Annotated in this window: 14 protein-coding genes; 13 read left to right on the plus strand and 1 reads right to left on the minus strand. The window is 71.4% G+C overall.

Going from position 1 to position 19,444, the window contains the following annotated elements; all coding sequences use genetic code 11:
• The first annotated feature begins 11 nt into the window (after nt 1–11).
• The 6 genes from ASD90_RS11525 (at nt 12) to ASD90_RS11550 (ending at nt 10,233) form a co-directional block, all read left to right on the plus strand.
• Nucleotides 12–659 carry a response regulator transcription factor gene (locus ASD90_RS11525; RefSeq protein WP_056756100.1) on the plus strand — a complete coding sequence of 216 codons (648 nt, stop codon included), beginning with the start codon at nt 12–14 and terminating at the stop codon, nt 657–659.
• 105 nt (nt 660–764) lie between these two features.
• Nucleotides 765–1,388, plus strand: coding sequence for a response regulator transcription factor (locus ASD90_RS11530; protein ID WP_056756104.1), 624 nt, complete (start codon nt 765–767; stop codon nt 1,386–1,388).
• A complete protein-coding gene (locus ASD90_RS11535) occupies nt 1,372–2,586 on the plus strand; it encodes a DegT/DnrJ/EryC1/StrS aminotransferase family protein (protein WP_235506577.1) in 1,215 nt (404 codons plus the stop codon). The genes ASD90_RS11530 and ASD90_RS11535 overlap by 17 nt, the downstream gene beginning before the upstream one ends.
• Nucleotides 2,583–4,091 (plus strand): nucleoside-diphosphate sugar epimerase/dehydratase, encoded by a 1,509-nt coding sequence (locus ASD90_RS11540; protein WP_235506580.1) that lies wholly within the window; start codon nt 2,583–2,585, stop codon nt 4,089–4,091. The genes ASD90_RS11535 and ASD90_RS11540 overlap by 4 nt, the downstream gene beginning before the upstream one ends.
• Before the next feature lie 48 nt (nt 4,092–4,139).
• Nucleotides 4,140–5,639 (plus strand): RtcB family protein, encoded by a 1,500-nt coding sequence (locus ASD90_RS11545; protein ID WP_235506582.1) that lies wholly within the window; start codon nt 4,140–4,142, stop codon nt 5,637–5,639.
• 103 nt (nt 5,640–5,742) lie between these two features.
• A complete protein-coding gene (locus ASD90_RS11550; protein WP_056756110.1) occupies nt 5,743–10,233 on the plus strand; it encodes a right-handed parallel beta-helix repeat-containing protein in 4,491 nt (1,496 codons plus the stop codon).
• Nucleotides 10,234–10,491: 258 nt separating this feature from the next.
• Here the strand turns inward: ASD90_RS11550 and ASD90_RS11555 are convergent, their stop codons facing one another.
• The gene (locus tag ASD90_RS11555) at nt 10,492–11,862 is read right to left on the minus strand and encodes a hypothetical protein (protein WP_157623157.1); all 1,371 of its coding nucleotides are present in this window, start codon (nt 11,860–11,862) and stop codon (nt 10,492–10,494) included.
• Between the two features lie 133 nt (nt 11,863–11,995).
• Between ASD90_RS11555 and ASD90_RS11560 the strand changes: the two genes are divergently transcribed.
• The 7 genes from ASD90_RS11560 to ASD90_RS11590 all read left to right on the plus strand — a co-directional run bounded on the left by ASD90_RS11560 (nt 11,996) and on the right by ASD90_RS11590 (nt 19,441).
• Nucleotides 11,996–13,033: a hypothetical protein gene (locus ASD90_RS11560; RefSeq protein WP_157610584.1), complete on the plus strand. Its 1,038-nt coding sequence runs from the start codon at nt 11,996–11,998 to the stop codon at nt 13,031–13,033.
• Nucleotides 13,030–14,205 carry a glycosyltransferase gene (locus ASD90_RS11565; protein WP_056756119.1) on the plus strand — a complete coding sequence of 392 codons (1,176 nt, stop codon included), beginning with the start codon at nt 13,030–13,032 and terminating at the stop codon, nt 14,203–14,205. The genes ASD90_RS11560 and ASD90_RS11565 overlap by 4 nt, the downstream gene beginning before the upstream one ends.
• Nucleotides 14,202–14,639, plus strand: a complete 438-nt coding sequence (locus tag ASD90_RS23805; RefSeq protein ID WP_056756122.1) for a hypothetical protein — start codon at nt 14,202–14,204, stop codon at nt 14,637–14,639. Before ASD90_RS11565 ends, ASD90_RS23805 begins: the two co-directional genes overlap by 4 nt.
• Nucleotides 14,636–15,688 (plus strand): phosphotransferase family protein, encoded by a 1,053-nt coding sequence (locus tag ASD90_RS11575; protein WP_056756125.1) that lies wholly within the window; start codon nt 14,636–14,638, stop codon nt 15,686–15,688. Before ASD90_RS23805 ends, ASD90_RS11575 begins: the two co-directional genes overlap by 4 nt.
• Before the next feature lie 92 nt (nt 15,689–15,780).
• Entirely contained in the window at nt 15,781–17,085 is a 1,305-nt protein-coding gene (locus ASD90_RS11580) for an O-antigen ligase (RefSeq protein WP_162260198.1), read from the plus strand.
• Nucleotides 17,086–17,144: 59 nt separating this feature from the next.
• Nucleotides 17,145–18,413 carry a polysaccharide biosynthesis C-terminal domain-containing protein gene (locus ASD90_RS11585; protein ID WP_162260199.1) on the plus strand — a complete coding sequence of 423 codons (1,269 nt, stop codon included), beginning with the start codon at nt 17,145–17,147 and terminating at the stop codon, nt 18,411–18,413.
• On the plus strand, nt 18,410–19,441 hold the full coding sequence (locus ASD90_RS11590) for a hypothetical protein (protein WP_056756133.1): 1,032 nt from the start codon (nt 18,410–18,412) through the stop codon (nt 19,439–19,441). Before ASD90_RS11585 ends, ASD90_RS11590 begins: the two co-directional genes overlap by 4 nt.
• The last annotated feature ends 3 nt before the right edge of the window (nt 19,442–19,444 follow it).

Here is a 19,444-nt window from a genome sequence, read left to right on the forward strand (position 1 = left end):
CTGGTGGAGTCATGAAGCTGGTGGTCTGCGATGACCACGCGCTGATCCTCGATGCCCTCGCGACGGCGCTGGGCGACCTGGGCTACGAGGTGACGACGGCGTGTCGGCCCGAAGAGGCGGTCGAGGCGGCCCGAGCGGTCCAACCCGACGTGTGCCTGCTCGACGCGAACTTTCCCGAGGGCTCGGGCCTCGACGTCATCCCCAGCATCCGGGAGGCCTCGAGCGGCACCAAGGTGGTGATCTTCTCGGGCGACTTCTCCGACGACCTGGTGAGACGAGCCATCGCCCTGGGGGCCTCCGGTTACGTGCGCAAGGACCGCGGGCTGCCGCAGCTGGTCGAGGCGATCGACCTGGCCATCAGCGGACACATGGCCATCGAGCCGAGTGCGCTGCAGAGGGCGCTTCGCTCGGGCGATCCGAGCGAGCACCCGACGTGGGTGCTGTCCTTCCTCACCGACCGGGAGTGGCAGGTCCTCAAATGCGTCAGTGACGGCCTGAGCACCGAGGAGATCGCGATCCAGCTCAACGTCCGTCGCAGCACCGCACGCACCCACGTCCAGAACGTGCTCACCAAGCTGGGGGTGCACTCGCGACTCCAGGCGGCCGCGCTCGTCTCTGCGAACTCGCTGGCCTTCAGCTGGCCGAGGCACGTTCGATAGAGGGCGTCATCCGTTTGACGTACGGTGCGGTCCCTCCGGCGTCGGGTCCGCCGTCGGGAGTCCGGCGGCAGGCTCGGGGACATGAAACAGGCAACCCGCGTCGTCATGGTGGACGGCCGCCAAGGCTTTCTCGACGCCGTTGCGCTCGTGCTCGCCCATGAGGATGCCATCGACCTCGTCGGGACGGCACGGACCGTCCGGGACGCGCTCGCCCGGCGCCTCGTTCGCGGCTGCGACGTCATCGCGGTCGGCCTCGGCGACGGCGTTCGGGTCGAGGACCTGGCCGCTGTTGGTGATGAGGCACCGGATCTCCGCATCCTGGTCATGGCCGGTCCGGGGGACGACGCGCGGTTCGCCGACGCGCTGGAGCTCGGTGTCCGCGGGTGGGTCTCTCGCAGCGACGGCGTCAACGAGCTGATCGCCGCGCTGGTCGACCTGGGCGAGGGAGAGGCCCACCTGCCGGCCGAACCGCTTCACATCCTCTTCGCGGCCATCGTCGCCCGCAGGCCACAGCTTGCCGAACGTGCCACTCGGTCACTGACCCAGCGGGAGTCGGAGGTGCTCGCCTGTCTGGCATCGGGGATGAGCCGCCAGGACATCGGTGTCGCGCTCGAGCTGTCGGACAACACCGTGCGGACCTACGTGCGGCGGATCCTCAGGAAGATGCACGTCCATTCGGCGCCGGCCGCGGTCGCCCTCGCGCGGAGCGGCGGTGAGGGCGGTGCCTGAGCTCGCGACACGCGCCCCCGCCCGGCGGCGGATGGACGACGCGCGGCCGATTGCCGTGCCTTTCACCCGGACCCGGATCTGCCCCGAGGTGAGCCAGGGGGTGCTCGACGTGCTCGCATCCGGCTGGGTGACGTCGGGCCAGCACGTCGTCGAGTTCGAACGGGAGTTCGCGGCATACCTCGGGGTCGACCATGCCGTCGCCGTGAGCTCGTGCACCGCCGCCATCGAGCTGTCCCTGCGCGCTCTCGACCTGCCACCCGGCTCCAAGGTGCTCACGTCGACGATGACCTTCTGCGGGGCGGCCTCAGCGATCAGCCATGCCGGGCACGTGGCCGTGCTCGCCGACGTCGACGAGCTGACCGCGATGCCGAGCCCCGAGACAGTCGCCGCGTCCGTCGCCGAGTGCGGCGGCGTCGACGCCCTCCTCGTCGTGCACCTCGGAGGCCTGCCCACGGACGTCAGGGAGCTCGCGGCAGCGGCAGGCGTCGACCTGGACCACGTCATCGAGGACGCCGCCCACGCGCTCGGGACCCGTTCGGGTTCGGCCGTGGTCGGCACGATCTCGCGCGCGACCTGCTTCAGCTTCTACGCGACGAAGAACCTGCCGATCGGCGAGGGGGGCATGGTGACCACGAACGACGCGCAGCTGGCCGCGCGCCTCCGCGAAACCCGCCTGCACGGCATGTCGGCCGACGCCTGGCGTCGCTATCTGCCGGGTGGCGGCTGGAGGTACGACGTCGCCGTCGACGGCCTGAAGGCCAACATGACCGATGTCCAGGCGGTGATCGGCCGGGCCCAGCTGCGGCACTTCGACGAGTACCAGGCCCGACGAGCGGAGGTGGCTGACCGCTACGACGGCGCGTTGGCCGCCATCGCCGGGATCCGGCGCCCGCCTCGGCCCACGACAGGACGTCATGCCTGGCACCTGTATGCCGTCCGGGTCCTGCCCGAGTACGGCGTGCCGCGAGACGAGCTGATCGATCTGCTGCGCGCCCGCGGGATCGCCACCTCCGTGCACTTCATCCCGGTCCATCGACTGAGCTGGTTCCGCCGGAGCTGCGTCCTGTCCGCGGGTGGGCACCCCGGTGCCGACGCGGTATTCGACCGCACCCTCTCGCTGCCGATGGATCCCGTCATCAGTGATGCCGAGGTGGACATGGTCTGCGCGGCGCTGGCCGAGCTGGGAGGAACACAGTGAGCACGTCACTGCAGTACGAGTGGACACCGGCCGATCTGGGCTTCATCCCCACGATGCAGAAGGGGCTGAGAACCCTGATCGTGGGCGCTGGGGAGGCGGGCCGTGCCCTGGCGCGCGATCTCGAGAACGTCCCGGACCTGGGTCTGGCCCCCATCGGCTTCCTCGACGACGACACGCACAAGCGGGTGGTGCGACGGCTTCCCGTCCTGGGGATGCTCTCCGACCTGCTCGCCGTGGTGACGGTGCAGCGTGTCGACGTCGTGCTCCTCGCCATACCGGGGCTCTCCTCGGCCCAGGTCCGCACCTTGGCGACGACGGCGTCGCGCGTCGGCGCGAGCGTGCGCCACCTGCCGTCGTTCGTCACCATGATGCAGCGCGACGTGGTGGGCACCGACCTGCGCTCGCTCGAGATCGGAGCCCTCATCGGTCGACCGGAGATGCACGTCGTGTCTCCCGAGGTCCAGGCGACGATCCGCGGCGCGCGGGTCCTGGTCACCGGGGCGGGTGGCTCGATCGGGAGCGAGCTCTGTCGTCAGGTGAACGGCTTCGGACCCGAGCGACTCGTCATGCTCGACCACGACGAGTCGAACCTCCACCGTCTCCAGCTCGAGCTCACCGGCGAGGGGTTGCTCGACTCAGACGACCTGGTCGTGGCCGACATCCGCGACGCGCAGCGCATGGACCAGATCATCGGGGACATGCGGCCGGACGTGATCTTCCATGCGGCGGCCCTCAAGCACCTGCCGATGCTCGAACGGCACCCGTGTGAGGGCGTCAAGTCCAACGTGCGCGGCACGCTCAACGTCGTCACGGCCGCGGTCGTCCACGAGGTCGGGCGGTTCATCCTCATCTCGACCGACAAGGCGGCCGACCCGACGTCGGTTCTCGGTGCCACGAAGCAGCTCGCGGAGCTCGTGACGAAGCATGCTGCCGCGTCACGCGCGACCACCACGGTGGCTGCTGTCCGCTTCGGCAACGTGCTGGGCAGCCGCGGGTCCCTGCTGCCGGTGCTCGCGGAGCAGCTGCGCAACGACGAGCCGTTCACGGTGACCCACCCCAACGTCACGCGCTTCTTCATGACGATCGAGGAGGCGGTCGGCCTCGTCCTGGAGGCCGCCCATCTGGCGCGCGGCGGGGAGACCTTCGTCCTCGACATGGGCAAGCCGGTTCGCATCGTCGACCTCGTCGCGAACTACGCCCGCCAGCTCGGCCTCAGCGACGTCGACATCCGGTTCACCGGACTGCGCCCCGGCGAGAAGCTCCACGAGAGTCTGTTCGCCGGCCACGAGGCCCGTGAGGCGACGACCCACCCGCGCATCTACAGCACGTCGTCCGCAGCGCCGGGCCCCCGTTTCCTGTCGGGTCTCGAGGACCTCTTCGAGGCGTCGTCGCGCAACGCGGTCGATGAGGTCACGTCGATCATGGCCGCGCTGCTAGGCAACTACGTCCGCTCCAGCCCCGCCGACAGCACATCCTGTTCGGCGCTCTACCCCGACGACTTCTGAGTCGGTCGGCCGCCTTCAAACGAACCTCCAGACGAAGCGAGGAACAGCGTGCAACTCACGGTCATCGCAGCAGGTCGCCGCGGCACCAGGCAGCAGCCGGGCCGGTCAGCGCCCTCGTCACCCCCGGCATACCCGTCACCCCCGGCAGCGAGGGCCACGGTGCTCGACGGGCCCGGGCTGCGAGCCGACGAGGCGGTGCTGCACTCGCTCGAGCTCGGCGCCGCCGGGCTCGACCTGGCCGCGCCTCCCGTGGTGTTGCCGGACTTCCACCACAAACGCAACATGGAGATGCCGTCGAGCATCGCGGTGGCCACTCGCGGGACGATACGTCCGACGTTCACCAGCTCCTCGGTGAACTGCGGCATGGCGCTCATCGCACTCGGGACCGACCGACCGGACGACCGAGCGATCCACGAGTTCTACCGGGCGGTCAAGGAGAAGTATCCCTACCCCACCCGCGGAGCCCGCGAGCTGACGTCCGGAGAGGTGGTCGCCGCCGCTGTCGACGGCGCCGGCTTCGCTGCCGACCGATGGGGGGTCGACGCGAAGGAGCTCGAGCGGATGGAGGAGGGCGGCCGGGTCGACCTCGAGCAGTGGGGAGGGGCGGAGCGGCTCCGTCGGGAGATCCCAGCGCTGGCCTGGCACCTGGCGCGCCTGCGGTTCGGGACCGTAGGCCCCACCAATCACTTCGTCGAGCTCCAGCAGGTGGAGGAGATCCTCGACCCTCACCTCGCCGAGCTGCTCGGTGTCCGCCAGGGACAGGTCACGCTCCAGTACCACGCGGGGGGAGGCGTGCTCACGGGTGAGATCGGCCACCTCTTCCAGCGACGTCGGGACACCGCTCGCGTCATGCGTGCCGTCATGTCGGTCCAGAAGCCACTGTTCCACCTCGCGACGGCGCGATCGGCGGCTCAGCTGCGAGAGCGGATGCGGCTCTACTTCGCCAAGGGATGCGCCCCCGTCGACCTCGCCAGTGACGAGGGGCAGCGCCTCATGCTCGCGAATGCCGCGGCGATGAACTACGGCTACGCGTTCCGCCTGGCGACGTACGCCGCCCTGCGAGGTCTCGCAGCCCGGGTCTTCGGAGGCGACATCGGCAGCCTCGTCGTCGACTCGCCCCACAACTCGATATACGAGGAGCAGGTCGCCGGGCGACCTGCGGTCGTGCACCGTCACAACTCGTGCAGGGCCTTCCCAGCGAGCCGTATGCCGGAGGGGACGGTCTTCGGCACGACCGGACAGGCGGTTCTTCTGCCCGGCACCAACCGGACGTCGTCGTATCTCGCCGTCGCCGGGGACCGCAGCGCGGACAGCCTCCACTCCGCGTGTCACGGCGCGGGGACGGTCATCGACCAGTTCGAGAAGGACGGGCGTTCGCTGCTCGATCCATCGGGCCGAAACACGCTGCGCTTCAGCTACTCGGACGCGGCGCCGACCACGGTCGCGCACCTGGACGACAACGGCGTGAACGCGGCGATGTCGGTGCTCACCCAGCACCGCATCGTGCGTCCCGTCGCTCGGATGCGGCCGTTCGCCGTCCTGAACTGACCCCCACCACACCACCGGATCCGGTCCACCAGGACCAGACCAGACCAACCAGCCGCCAGACCAACGAGTCGAACAGACCACACGCCGACGTGAGGAGCCGACGATGCACGCACGAGGGCTGACCGGAACACTTGCCGCCTTCACGCTCGCCCTGACCGGGCAGCTCGTCGTCGCCGGTCCCGCGTCGGCGGCAACCTCGTGGTGGGTCGACAACACGACGTCCAGCTGCGCAGACACCGGGCCCGGCACGGCCGCCACTCCCTTCTGCACCATCGGCGCCGCAGCCGGCCATGCGCTGACGGCAGGCGACACCGTCACGGTCAACCCCGGGGCGTACCCCGAACAGGTCACGGTCGGCGCCTCTGGGGTCGGCGGAGCGCCGATCCGGTTCGTGGCCTCGGGCCCCGGTGTGAACGTCGTCGGCACACGTGACCTCTCGGCGGCCACGTGGTCGAGCCAGGCGGGCGGCATCTGGAGCACCGCCTACGCCCCACCGAGCTCGCCGAAGCAGGTCTTCGTCGACGGTGCACGACTCGCGACGGGAACGAGCGCGACGGCCCTGCCGAGCGGGTCCTTCTACTACGACGCGACCGCCAAGGTGCTCTACGTCAACACGGGTGGCCAGTCGCCGACGGGCCACGCGGTCCTCGCCGGCGCCCAGACCTACGGGTTCAACGTCGTGGGTCGCAGCAACGTCAGCATCGAGGGCTTCGACACGACCGGCCAGAACCTCGCCGGTCTGCGCGTCAGCGGCAGCAGCACCGTGTCGCTGACGAACGTCTCGAGCACGTCCAGCGGCAGCTACGGCATCCTCGTCGAGTCCTCGAGCTCGGGCATCACCGTGGCGGCGTCGACGGTCACGGCATCGGTCTCCGTGGGCATCAGGCTGAGCGCCACGACGGGCTCCACGGTCTCGGGGAGCTCAGTCTCCGGCGCGGGGAACCACGGGATCTCGCTCCAGGGCTCGTCGGGCAACGTCATCGAGCACAACGAGTCGGCACAGAACCGCGTCACGTCGGGAAGCGCCACGGCGGCCGGCATCGACGTCAACGCGACGTCGACCGACAACGTGGTCAGGGCGAACGTCGTGCACGACAACCAGGACAGCGGCATCCAGATCTACAACGGCTCGGCCCGCGCCCTCGTTGTCCGCAACATCAGCTACGGCAACGGGAACCACGGCCTGGACACGCTGGGGTCGACGGGCGTCCGCTACGTGTCCAACACCGCCTACGGCAACCACGACGACGGCATCTCCGTGGAGGGGCAGAGCACCGGTGCCATGTTGCGCGACAACATCTCCGTCGACAACGGCCTCACCACCGCAAGCTCCGACCTCTACGTCGAGCAGACGTCGATGACCGGGTTCTCTGCCGACAGCGACCTCATCTGGAACAGTGTGTGGACCCCGTCGGTCCGCATCGGCCTCACCCGCTACCAGACGGTCGAGAGCTTCGCCGCAGCCACCGGGCAGGAGCAGGCCGGACTCGGGCGCGACCCGCAGTTCGTCGCCGCAAGCACCCACGACTTCCGGTTGGCGGCGCAGTCGGCGGCCATCGACGCCGCCGACACGAGCGCGAGCGGCTTCGAGCCGCTCGACCGTGCGGGCACCGCCCCGACCGACGACCCGACCGTCGTGGACCGTGGGACGGGTACGCCGGCCTACGCCGACCGAGGCGCCCTCGAACGGATGCCGCAGGCGGGGGACTCGGGCACGAACCCTCCGCACGCCGTGCTCGTGCTCTCGGCGACCAGCGGCCAGGTGCCTCCCGCCCTCAACGTGACCGCGGACGCTCGCGGCTCGAGCGACGTCGACCTCGAGGGCATCAGCACGTACACGTTCGACTTCGGGGACGGGACCGTGGTCGGTCCCCAGACCTCCGCCGTCGCGCAGCACGGCTACGTCACGAGCGGCACCCACGTCGTGACCGTCATCGTCAGGGACACCGGTGGATCGTCGGCCACGGCCGAACACCCCGTCGTGCTCACCGACCGGCCCCTCGTGACCTACCACGTCGACCGAGGCGCGGCGTCCTGCTCGGACTCCGCTGACGGCACGAGCACCCCGTTCTGCACGATCAGCCGAGGGGCGTCGGTCGCCCTGGCCGGTGACACGGTCGTCGTGGAAGCGGGGGACTATCCGGAGCAGGTGACCCCCGCCCACACCGGGATGCGGACCGCTCCGCTGACGTTCCGCGCGAACGGTGGAGTGCGGGTCATCGGGACGACAGACCTGTCCGCCGCGTCCCTGTGGACGGCGACGGGGACCAATGCCTGGCGCACACCCGTGTCATCGGCCTCGGCGGTGACCCAGGTCCTGCGCGACGGCAGTCGGCTCGCGGTCGCCACCGGCGTCACCAGCACGACCTCCGGCACGTTCTTCTACGACGCCGCCGCCGGGCTGCTCTACGTCGACGTGGGCGGCGCCAGCCCGGGATCGTCGGGAACGACCGCGGCATCCACACGAACCTACGGATTCAAGCTCTGGAGTGCGGACTCCGTCGTCGTCGACGGGTTCACGACCGTGGGGCAGAACGGCGTCGGGATCAGCATCCAGGACTCGTCGGACGTCGTCGTCTCGTCGGTCCTCGCGCAACAGGCCTCGAGCTACGGCATCTCCTCGGACCGCTCGGTCCGGACCCGCGTGTCCGGGGCGACCAGCACCGGCAACGGCTCCATCGGCATCCGCATCGCCACGAGCGCGGACGCGGTCGTGTCGTCGAACTCGGTCTACGCCAACGGATTCCACGGAATCAGTGTGCAGTCGAGCACGGGTGCAACCGTCTCCGGCAACACCGCGCACGACAACGTCCACCCGACGCAACGACTGGCCAACGGCATCGACGTGAGCGCGGGCTCCACGGGAGCCGTCGTCGAGCGCAACACCTCGTACTCCAACCAGGACTCGGGGATCGAGGTCTACACCGGCTCCGACAACGCGACCGTGCGCCGCAACATCGTCCGCGACAACGGCGACCACGGGCTCGACTGCCTGGGCTCGGTGGGCGACCGCGTGATCGGCAACACGGCCGTGGGCAACGCGACCGCGGGGATCAACCTCGAGGGTGGCTGCTCCGGTGCCGTCGTGGCGGACAACATCAGCGTCGACAACGCCATCGGCAGCACCCGGACGATCGGGGACATCCGGCTCGACGAGAAGTCGAGCCCCGGATCGACCGTCGACCGCAACCTCGTCCACATGAGCAACGGCGGCCCGCTCTACGAGTGGTTCTCCGTGGCCTACCCGACCGTCGCCGGGTTCCGTTCGGCGAGCGGTCAGGGCGCGAACGACATCGCGGCCGCAGCCGGATTCGTCGACCAACCCGGACGCGACCTCGCGCTGACGCCGCAGTCGCCCGCGATCGACAGCGCCGACCTCGGCGTGGCAGGTGCCGTCTCCGACGACCACGACGGGGTCTCGCCCGTCGACGTCCTCGGAGTCCCGGACACCGGCGCCGGCACACCGCCCTACGGTGACCGTGGAGCGCTCGAGTACCACGGCGGGGCGGCAGGTGCGAGGGGCCCGACGGCAGCAGTCACGGCGACGCCGCCGAGCGGAACCGTTCCCTTGTCCGTCACGCTCTCGGCCGCGGGTTCGTCGGCCGGTGACAACGCCATCAGCACCTACATGTTCGCGTGTGGGAACGGGACATCGGTCGGTCCGCAGACCCTCGCCACGGCGACGTGCACCTACCCGCTCGCGGGGACCTACACGGCGTCGGTGCGGGTCGTCGACACGGCCGGTCTGGCCTCGACCGCACCCGTCGCGATCGTCGCGTCGGCGCCGGCCCTTCCCCCAGCGGCCGCGCTGACCGCCACGCCCACCTCCGGAGCCGTGCCGCTGCCCGTGGCGCTCGACGCGTCCTCGTCGACCGACCCGCAGGGCAGCGCCCTCTCGTTCGTCTTCGACTGTGGCAACGGGGCGCCCAAGGTGGGTCCGCAGTCATCGCCGTCGGCGAGCTGCACGTATGCCGTAGCAGGCACGTTCACCGCATCCGTGACCGTGACCAACGCGCTCGGTCGGACGTCGCAGGCAACGAGGACCGTGACGGTGGCGGTGAACCAGCCGCCTACCGCGAAGCTGGCGCTGACGTCGCCGCCGGGGTCCCTCGCGCCCACCACCGCGCGGTTCGACGCCTCGGCCTCGTCCGACCCCGAGGGTCGCCCGCTCACCTTCACGTTCACGTGCGGCAACGGCACGAAGGTCGGACCCCAGGCGTCCGCCGCCGCCACGTGCAGCTATCCGGCCGGGGGCACTTTCAAGGCCCGGGTGACCGTGACCGACGACGCGGGCAACCAGGCGAACAGCCCGTTCACGACACTCGTCATCGCCTCCAACCAGCCGCCCGTGGCCGTGCTCACCGTGACCGTCGCGGGGAAGGTCGCCACGCTCAACGCGTCTGGTTCCAGCGATCCCGAGCACGGTGCGCTCACCTACACCTACCGGTGCGGGAACGGGGCTCCCGACATCGGCCCGACCACCTCGTCATCAGCACAGTGCACCTACTCGACGTCGGGCACGTACACCCTCCGCCTGACGGTGGCGGACGCCGGCGGCCTGTCCGCGTCGACGACGACGAAGCTCCGGATCTAGCAACCACCCAGCTCGGCGCCGCGACCGAGGACAGCAGCACGACGGCGCCGTTTAACGCGGCCGGGACGACGCTCCAGCACCCCCTCCCCCCGGGATGCAGTCGCCCCGGCCGCCCGTCGTGTCCGGTGACCGGCGTAGGCATGCAGCACGGTGGCCCGGATCCCCGCGGATCGGCAGCACTGCCTGCCACGAGGGGGTCGGTCGTTTGACGTAGTCGGGGGTCGTGTCGGCGAGCGATGTCGTGCCTCTGCGGCAGACCTAGCGTCGGTACACGAGAAGGCAGCTCGAGACACAGAGTGTGGGGACATGACGATCGACGAGGCATTCCATCGGATACTCCGGGGACACTGGCTGATCATCCTCAGCTGCATCGTCCTTCCGTTGTCTGCGGCAGTGCTGCTCGGGAGGAACGACGCCGACCTGTACGAGGCCGTGGCCCGGGTGCAGATGGGACGAGACCTGGCGGCATCCAACGTCCAGGCCGACGCGACGAGCCAGCGGGTCCTCGGCATCGCCACGAGTCCCGGGGTGGTGCGCGTCGCGCTCGACAAGGCGGGCCTGCAGGCAGACGTCGCCGGCTTCGCGGCGAACCACATCGACGTGCGCCGTGTCGGAGTGTCGCCGGTCATGGAGATCGCGGTCACCGACACGTCGCCGGGCCGGGCCGCCATCATCGCCGGCTCGCTGACCTCGGACGTCATCCAGTTCTCCAACGTCGGCGACCAGCAGACGGTCGAACAGCGCCGCAAGGAGGTGAAGTCGCAGCTCGACGGACTGACCAAGCAGCGCCAGCAGCTCGTGTCCAGGCTCTCCCACGCCTCGCCGGGCGACGTCCTCGCCATCCAGGCCCAGCTCAGCGCGCTCACCGCGAGCCAGACCGAGTACGAGCGTCAGCTCTCGGACCTCGACCTCGCCTTCCTGTCGAGCTCGAGGGCGGTCCTGCTCGACCCCGTTCGCCAACCGACGGTCGCGCTTCCCAAGGACACGCCGCAGAAGGGGATCCTCGTCGCGCTCATCGGTGCCCTCGTGGGGCTCGGCCTCGCGGCGACCCTCGAGACCTTCCGGCCGCGACTGCCCACTGCCCGCGCGATCGCCCGCGCGCTCGATGTGCCGCTCGTGGGCCACCTCCCTGCACGCGACGTCTCTCCGCGCACCGTCGCCGCTGCGGTACAGGCTGCAGACCGGCTGGCCCTGTTGGCACGAAGGTACGAGGCGGGGCACCTCTTCGTCGTGCCGGTCCTGGCGCGGGACGAGGACTGGGCGCGTCTGCTCGCGCCACACGTCGGCCCGTCGGCTGGTCCTGGCTCCCACCGCCTCGAGTGCTCCGTACTGGGGAGCGAATGGGTGGACCCTGGTGAGAACCCGGTGGCCGTCATCCTCACGCCGAAGCAGCTCCTGGCTCGTGACCTCGCCCGAACGAGCGCTCTCGTGGAGGCCCTCGGGTGGCCGGTCCTCGGTGTCGTCAGCTATGAACCCGGCAGGCGCAGGCTTCGCCGCGCACCTGCCGGCGACACCGGCCGGACCGGGTCGCATCACGCCGCCGAGCACGCCGAGCACGCCGAGCACGCCGAGCACGCCGAGCACGCCGAGCACGCCGAGCACGCCGAGCACGCCGAGCACGCCGAGCACGYCGAGCACGTCTCGAGCACGCCGAGCAGGCCGAGCAGGCCGAGCGGGCCGACGTGGGTCCCGTCGGGGGGCCGATCCCTGTCGACGACGAACGTGCTCTGGCCCGGGTCGAGACCGAGGAGGTGCTTCGACGATGAGCGAGCACATGCGTACCGCTGGGGTGGTCGTCGACGTCGACGCCGACACCGAGGACTGGTTGGAGGTCGTGCACGAGGCCTGGGGCGGCCCGGAGCCCTCCGACGCCGACAGCCGTGCACCGCGGGACGGCGGTGCGGCAGCGGCAGTCGCCGACGTTCGCGTCACCGTGGCGCGCACGGGGACGACCGAGCCCGGGCCGCACCACCGCCCGCTGACGCGGGGGGCCTGGTCCGACGGCCGGGAGGTGATCCTCCTCGACGCGTGTGCGAGTGGGCTCGACCTGACGATCCGCCCGTCCGACTCGGGGCTCGACATCGTTGCCCGGGCTCGGCCGGGGTGGCGCCACCGAGCCCTCGGTGCGCTGGCTCCCGATCGTCGCGTGCTGCTCCACCGAGCCGTCTTGGTGCAGTACCCGGCCATGTGGTGGGCCGGTGTCATGGGCCATGTGCCGTTGCACGTGTCTGCCGCCACGGTCGGCGGATCCGCCATCGTCCTGGCGGGTCCGGGTGGCGTGGGCAAGTCGACGTTGGTCGCCACCCTCGACGGAGCGTCCGACGTGCCCGTGAGCGACAACCTCTGCGTCAGCGACGGACACACGGTGCACGGCCTGCTGGAGCCGGCCCGCGCCCTCGGAGGCTCGGGACGTCGGATGCCGCACGGCCGACGCGAGTCGTCGTGGGCGCGTCGAGTCGAGTCCGTGGTGCCCGATGCCGTGGTCGTGCTGCGCCGTGGTGACCGGGCAGACCCGGTGGTCCGGCGGCTGGACGCGAGCAGCGCCGCTCGTGAGCTCGTCGGTGGCACCTACGCCGCAGGCGAGCTGCGTCGCTACTGGGCGTTCGCTGCCACGCTCGCGCTCGGGACGGCGCGCGGCCCGGCCCATCCTCCGGTCGCGGGCGTCGCCGAGTCCATGGCTCGGACGCGTCCCGCATACGAAGTCCTGCTTCCCTCGTCGCCCGGGGTCACCCTGCGGGAGATCGCTGCCCAGCTGCGCGTGACGGCGGAGCCGGCTGTCGACGGAGCACATCGCCCATGAAGCGGCGGGTCGTGCACGTGGTCACCCGGTGCGTCGCCGGCGCCGGAGGCGTGGCGGTGCGGGGCGCCACCGCCCTGGAGCCGTCGCGCTACGACAGCGTCCTCGTCACCGGAACCAGGGATGGACCCCTGCTGGACCGCGCCCGAGCCGGCGGGGTGGAGGTCGTGGTCGTCCCCGAGCTCGTCTCCCCGATCAGCCCTCGGGCCGATGCCGTGGCGCTCGACCGGCTCACCGACCTCGTGCGCACCCGCGAGGCCGACATCGTGCACACGCACAGTGCCAAGGCGGGGGCTCTGGGTCGGCTGGCGGCCCATCGGGCGGGCGTGCCCCTCATCGTCCACACGCTCCACGGATTCCCCTTCCACGAGTTCCAGAACCCCGTGTCGCGCGCCGCCTACATCGGCATCGAACGCCGGCTCTCGAGGATCACCGACGCCTACCTCGCGGTGGGCACCGGTGTGGCGGTCGAGGCGCTGCGGCGTGGACTGGCCCGGCCGGAGCAGATCCACACGATCGGCCCGGCGGTGGACGACCCGAGTGTCGTCCTCACCCCGGAGACGCGGGCGCGGGCCCGGGAACGGCTGGGTCTCGGGCCCGACGTGCCCGTGGTCGGAACCGTCGGTCGACTCGACTACCAGAAGGCTCCCGAGGTGATGCTGCGCGCGCTGAGCCGGCTCTCCACGCCGGCGACCCTCGTCTGGATCGGGGACGGCGAGCTGGCCGCGCGCGCTGCCCGTGAGGTCCAAGCGCTCGGGATCGGCGATCGGGTGCTGCTGCTCGGCAACCGCTCGGACGTCCCCGAGCTGCTGCCCGCCTTCGACGTCTTCGCGTTGGCCAGCCGTTACGAGGGGCTCCCGTGCGTCGTCGTCGAGGCCCAGCAGTGCGGCATACCCGTCGTCGCGACTGCCGTGAACGCCGTCCCGGACGTGGTCATCCCGGGTGACACGGGGCTGCTCGTCCCACCCATGCGCCCGGACCTGCTGGCCGCCGCCCTCGACCATGCCCTGACGCACCCGGTCGAGGCGCGCGAGTGGGCCACCCGCGCTCGTGAGCGCCTCGGCGCCCGATACGACCAGACCACGGCCGGGTCGGTGCTCGACCAGATCTACTCCGACGGGGCTGCGCGTCCGCGCGGTCGCCTCGTCGGGGCCGGAACGCGGGGGACGTCGTGAGCGTCCCCGATCCCGCCCACGTCCTGCTCTCCGCCGACACCCAGGTGGCATGGCCCACGCGGCCGGAGGACGTCGCGCGGGTCATGGTCCTCCCGCGCGGCGCGACGGTCGCCCTGGCGGATCGGCGGCCGGGTGGACGGGGCCGTCTCCGGCGGGCCGCCGGACGACTCGGTGTCCGGGTCGACGCGGAGTACATCGTGCTGCCGACCTGGGGGCATGCCACCTTCGTGGCGGCCGACGACCCCGCAACGGTGCGGTGGCTCCTGTCGACCTTCACCACGACTCCGCCGCGCGTGACGCGTGGCACGTACCTCATCGAGGCGCTGCAGCGCGCGACCCAGCGGGCCGGCGGCACGAGGGCGGGGGCGGTCGTCATCCTCCGGGTGACCGGTGCCCTCGTACCGGGTCGCATCCTCGTCGGGACCCGGCGATGACCACGACGTTGCTCGGGACGAGTCCCGGAGACCTGCTTCGCTCGACGCTGCGCGACCACCTCGGGACGGAGTCGCCGCCGCTCGTCGTGGTGGCGCTGTCGAGGGACGAGAACCCCAAGGCCATCATCGTCGCGTTCTCCCCGACGGACTCGACACCGCGCCTCGTCGTCAAGGCGGCGCTCACCGAGGGGTCCGTCGCTGCCGTGCGCGCCGAGGCCGCAGCGCTCCGATCCGTTGAGGCGCTCGATCCCGGCATGGTCGGTGGCACCGTGCCGCGGCTCCTCGACGAGCGCCGGGACGAGACCGGAGCCCTGCTCGTCACGGAGGTCCTTCCGGGCGTGCCGATGTCCGTGGACTACCACCGGTGGCGGCACACGGCGAAGGCTGATGTCGTCCGGGAGGACTTCGCCGGTGCGATCTCGTGGCTGCGAGAGCTCGGACGCCTTCCGGTGGACCGGGTCCCCGGCCCCTCCGGGGACTGGCAGGCGCTCGCGACGCGCCTGCGCGAGCGGTGGCCGGCGGGCGAGGCCTCCTCGGACGTCGCCTCCGATGTCGCCCCCGATGTCGCTGAGAGGGTCACGGACCTCGACTCACGACTCCTGATGCCTCCGGGGTCGCCGCTGTCGGTGGTGCACGGCGACTTCTGGTGCGGCAACGTCCTGCGCACCGGTCGTCGCGTCACCGGGGTCGTGGACTGGGAGCATGCGGTCATCGGCGGCGACCCGGTCAGGGACCTGGCCCGTTTCGTCGTGAGCTACCTGCTCTACCTCGATCGGCACACTCGGCCGGGACGCGCGGTCCGTGGACACCCCGGCCTGACGGCGGGCGGCTGGGGGGAACCGATCCGGTATGCCGCCCACGGCGTCGGGTGGCTGCCATCACTCGTCGGGCAGGTCCTCTCCGAGGCGCTCGTCGCAACAGGGCGAGACGGTCACCTGTGGCGCGACGTGCTCGCGCTCGCCACGGTCGACGTCGCGGCGCACAGCGACCACGCCGACTTCGCGGTCCAGCACCTGCTGCTTGCCGAGGAGCTGCTGCGATGGCCGTGACCACGCGTCCAGCGCCGCCCCTGACGCCGACGTCCCGTGCGGGCCGGCGACCGTCGCCTGCCCGTCGCGCGGACGCGGGCAGCACGAGCGGCGTGCCGACACGAGCCGTTACCGGGCATCCGGCCGACCGGCTCGCGCTCGACGACCCGTACTTCGCGCGCGGGCCACGCCACGTCGGATACGTCCTCGCCGCATCCGTGGTGATGCTCCCCCTCCTCGTGCCGAGCGGTCCCGGCAACACGGCACTCGCCGATGTCGGGATCCTCGCGCTCGTCGTGGTCGTCGTCCTGTGGTTGCGGCACGAGCACGTCCCCGTCGGGGTGCCGTACCTGCTGCCCATGGGCCTGCTCGTGACGGCGGGCGCCACGTCGGCCTTTCAGTCCGGTGCCGAGTCGGCGGTCCTGGCGGTCCTCCAGGACATCTTCTGCCTGCTGTGGGCTGCTGCGATCGCGAATGCCGTCCGTCGCCGGCGGTGGCTGCTCGACGTGCTGCTCCGCGCCTGGGTGTGGTCCGGCGTCTTCTGGGCCGGCGTGCTCTGTGCCGGTCGCATCGCCGGCATCTCGTGGATGGCCGGTCTCAGCGCCAAGGACGGCGGGCGTGCCTCGCTCACGTTCGACGACCCCAACCTCGCGGCCAACTACTTCCTCGTGTGCATCGCCCTCATCCTCGCGACGTCCGTCATCCAACACCGGGTGGCCCGGGGCCTCGCCGTCCTCCTGGTCCTCCTGGCCATCGTCTTCACGGGGTCGAACGGCGCCGCCGTCGGCCTCGCGGTGATGGCCGGTGTGGGAGTGCTTCTGCGACTCCGACGACGGCAAGGCGTCCTGGCGGCCCTGGCAGCCGCGTTCCTGGCCGCGGCCGGTGTGGCCCTCGTCGCCCCGCAGGTGAACCTCTCCGCGATCGGGCAGAAGGCCGCCGACAGCGTCCAGATCCTCAAGGACTCCCTGGGTCGGTCGGACGAGTCGAGTGGATCGCGCGAGGCACTGGCCTCGGAGACCCTCGGCCTCTACCTCGGCGGGGACCTCGTGGGCGTGGGGCCGGGGCGGACCAAGGCCGCCCTGAAGGGGGAGGCCGCTCCGTACGTCAAGGAGGCCCACAACGACTACCTCGCCACGCTCGTCGAACGAGGCGCGCTCGGAGGGCTCGGGCTGGTCGCCCTCATCGCGGTGACCGCCGTCAGGCTCGGGCGGGTCGCGACGTGGACCCAGTCCCGCTGGGTGAGCCACGTCGTGCCGCGCCCCGAGTTCCTGCTCGCGCTCGGCTGCGCTCTCGCCGCGGCTGCCCTGTTCTACGAGGTGCTGCACTTCCGTCACATCTGGGCCCTGCTGGGCCTCGTCGCCGGGATCGACCCAGCGGCGTGGGGCTTCGAGCGCCGAAACCCGGGGCCGGTCCGATGAACCGGGGTCGGCCCGGCGTCCTGCGCCGTAGGGCGTTCCGGGGCACGGCGGCGCGATCCGTGGTGGGCAACATCGGCGCCCGGCTCGTGGCGCTGGTCTCGGTGGCGCTGGTGACCGTGCTCGTGGCCAGGTCGGGCGGCGCCGAGGACGTCGGGCTGCTCGCCCTGATGCGTGTCCTCCCAGGCCTTGTCGGCGTCGTCGCGGCATGTGGGTTGCCCGGGTCGATGGGGTTCTTCGTGGCGGGCCCCGAGGCGGCACACCCACGGCTGTGGCCGACGATTCACGCCGCGCTGCTTGCCGGCGCTCTCGTCGGCACGGCCGTGTGGCTCGTGCTGACGCCCGTCATCCACGACCACCTCATGAGCTCGACCTCGTATGCCGTCGTCGCCGTCACCGGCATCACCGTGGCCACCCAGCTCCCTGTCGCTGTCGGGAAGGCATGCCTCCAGGCCCTCGACGACTCACGCGGTTCGAACATCGTCACCGCCGCGGAAGAGGCCGCCTTCGTACCCGTCTACCTGCTCCTCTGGGTCTGGGGAGTGCGCGGTGGATGGCTGCTGCTCCTGTCCCTGCTGGTCGCAGACGTCGTCGTCGCGGCACACGCCTGGGTGCGCATCGGTCGCAGGGTGCACCTGCGAGGAGCCGCGCTCATCGGGCGCCCGGACCTGGCGCTCGGCCGGCGGATGGCTGCCTTCGGGCTCCGCAGCCAGGTGGGCGGCATCCTCAACCTGCTCAACCTGCGTCTCGACGTCGTCGTCCTCGGGGCGATGGCCGGCCCTGCCCAGGTCGGTGTCTACGTCGTGGCCTCGAAGTACGCGGAGCTGTTGCGCCTGCCGGGTCTGGCGCTGACGTGGGTCACGTATCCGAACTTCTCTCGCCGAGCCGCATCGGTCGCGTCGGCTGGCTCTGTGGCTCCGGCGGCTCGGGCGCCAGCCCCTCCGGCGCGGCGGCCGTTCCCGACCGTCGGCCAGCTCCTCGCGTTCGGCGTGCTCGCCGGGGTGCTCCTGGCCGCCAGTGCCTTCGTGGTGCTGCCGGCCGTCTACGGGGAGCAGTTCAGTGCCGCCGCGTTGCCGGCGGCCGTCATCTCGCTCGGCCTCGTGGCCGAGCCCGCGGCAGGAGTCGCGTCCGGGTTCCTGCTCGGGTCGGGTCGACCTGGGCTCAACTCCGTCATCCTCGGCGGCGGCTTCGCGGTCACGCTGGTGCTGGACCTTCTGCTCATCCCGCGCCACGGCTCGTTGGGTGCGGCCTGGGCAAGCGCCGTGGCCTATCTGACGACGGACGTGCTCCTCATCCGGGCCTGGAGACGACTTTCACAGGAGCAGCCATGAGCAGCAGGATCCCGCGCTCCCTCCGCGCCGCTCTGCGCGGGGGCCTGCTCGTCCTCGTCGTGTCCTCGGCCGCCTGCACGACAGCCGGGGGCCAGGCCGGTCCGGCCGCCCCGATCCCCGCACCGTCCACCGTGCGACCTCAGTACGTCGCCCTGGCGCAGGCCGTGGTCGCCCAGCACGCCACCGCCTGGGTCGAGACCGACCTGCTCGCGGCCTGGGTCAAGGGACCCTCGCGCTACGAGGCGGTGCTCGCCACGGTCATCCAGCTCGCCGACCGCCCGGGCGTGGCCGGAGTCAAGATCGCGGACGAGCTGGGCTACGACGACGGGACGGACCCGGCCACTGCACTCGCCTTCCTCAAGGCGACGACCGCTGCGCTGCACGCGCGGCTGCCCGGCCGCAAGGTGCTCATCGACGTCATCGTGCCGCAGCTCGGCTGCCTCGGGTGGCAGCGCGACACCGTGCCTTCGGTGTCCACCGAGTGCGCCGCTCGGGAGGTATCGAAGAACCCGGCGACCTCGCTCGCGGCCGTCGACTCGTACGTCGCACAGGGTGGCCTCGACGTCATCGACCTGAGCCCGGGCCTGCGGTCGAGCGCGGAGTATGCGGCCTGGGGCACGACGCGGGACGAGGCGATGGCCGCGGTGTGGGACGAGGCGACGCGTCGTTGGGGCGGCACGGTGCGGTTGCAGGCGCGCAAGGCGCTGGCCCATCCCGGGCGCTATGACGGCACCGCTGCCGATGCCGCCGCGGACGTCCACACCTTCGTGGACATCCCGCTCGCGCACGGGGCGAAGGCCGTCGACATCTGGGCGTGGAGCCAGCCCTACAAGGGTGGCACCTACACGATCACGGACCCCGGCCTCCGGACGAACCCGCTCGTGGAGGCCCTTCGCGCCCGTCGTGCTCGTGGAGCCCAGCTGTGGACCCACATGACCCCGTCGTCGCTCCAGGTGGGGCTCGAGGCGGACGTCGCGTCGATGCGGACCATGTTCGGCACCGTCTTCGTCGCGTCAGGGACGGGGTGACTT

The sequence above is a fragment of the Terrabacter sp. Root181 genome (assembly GCF_001428505.1).
Taxonomy (GTDB): Bacteria; Actinomycetota; Actinomycetes; order Actinomycetales; family Dermatophilaceae; genus Terrabacter.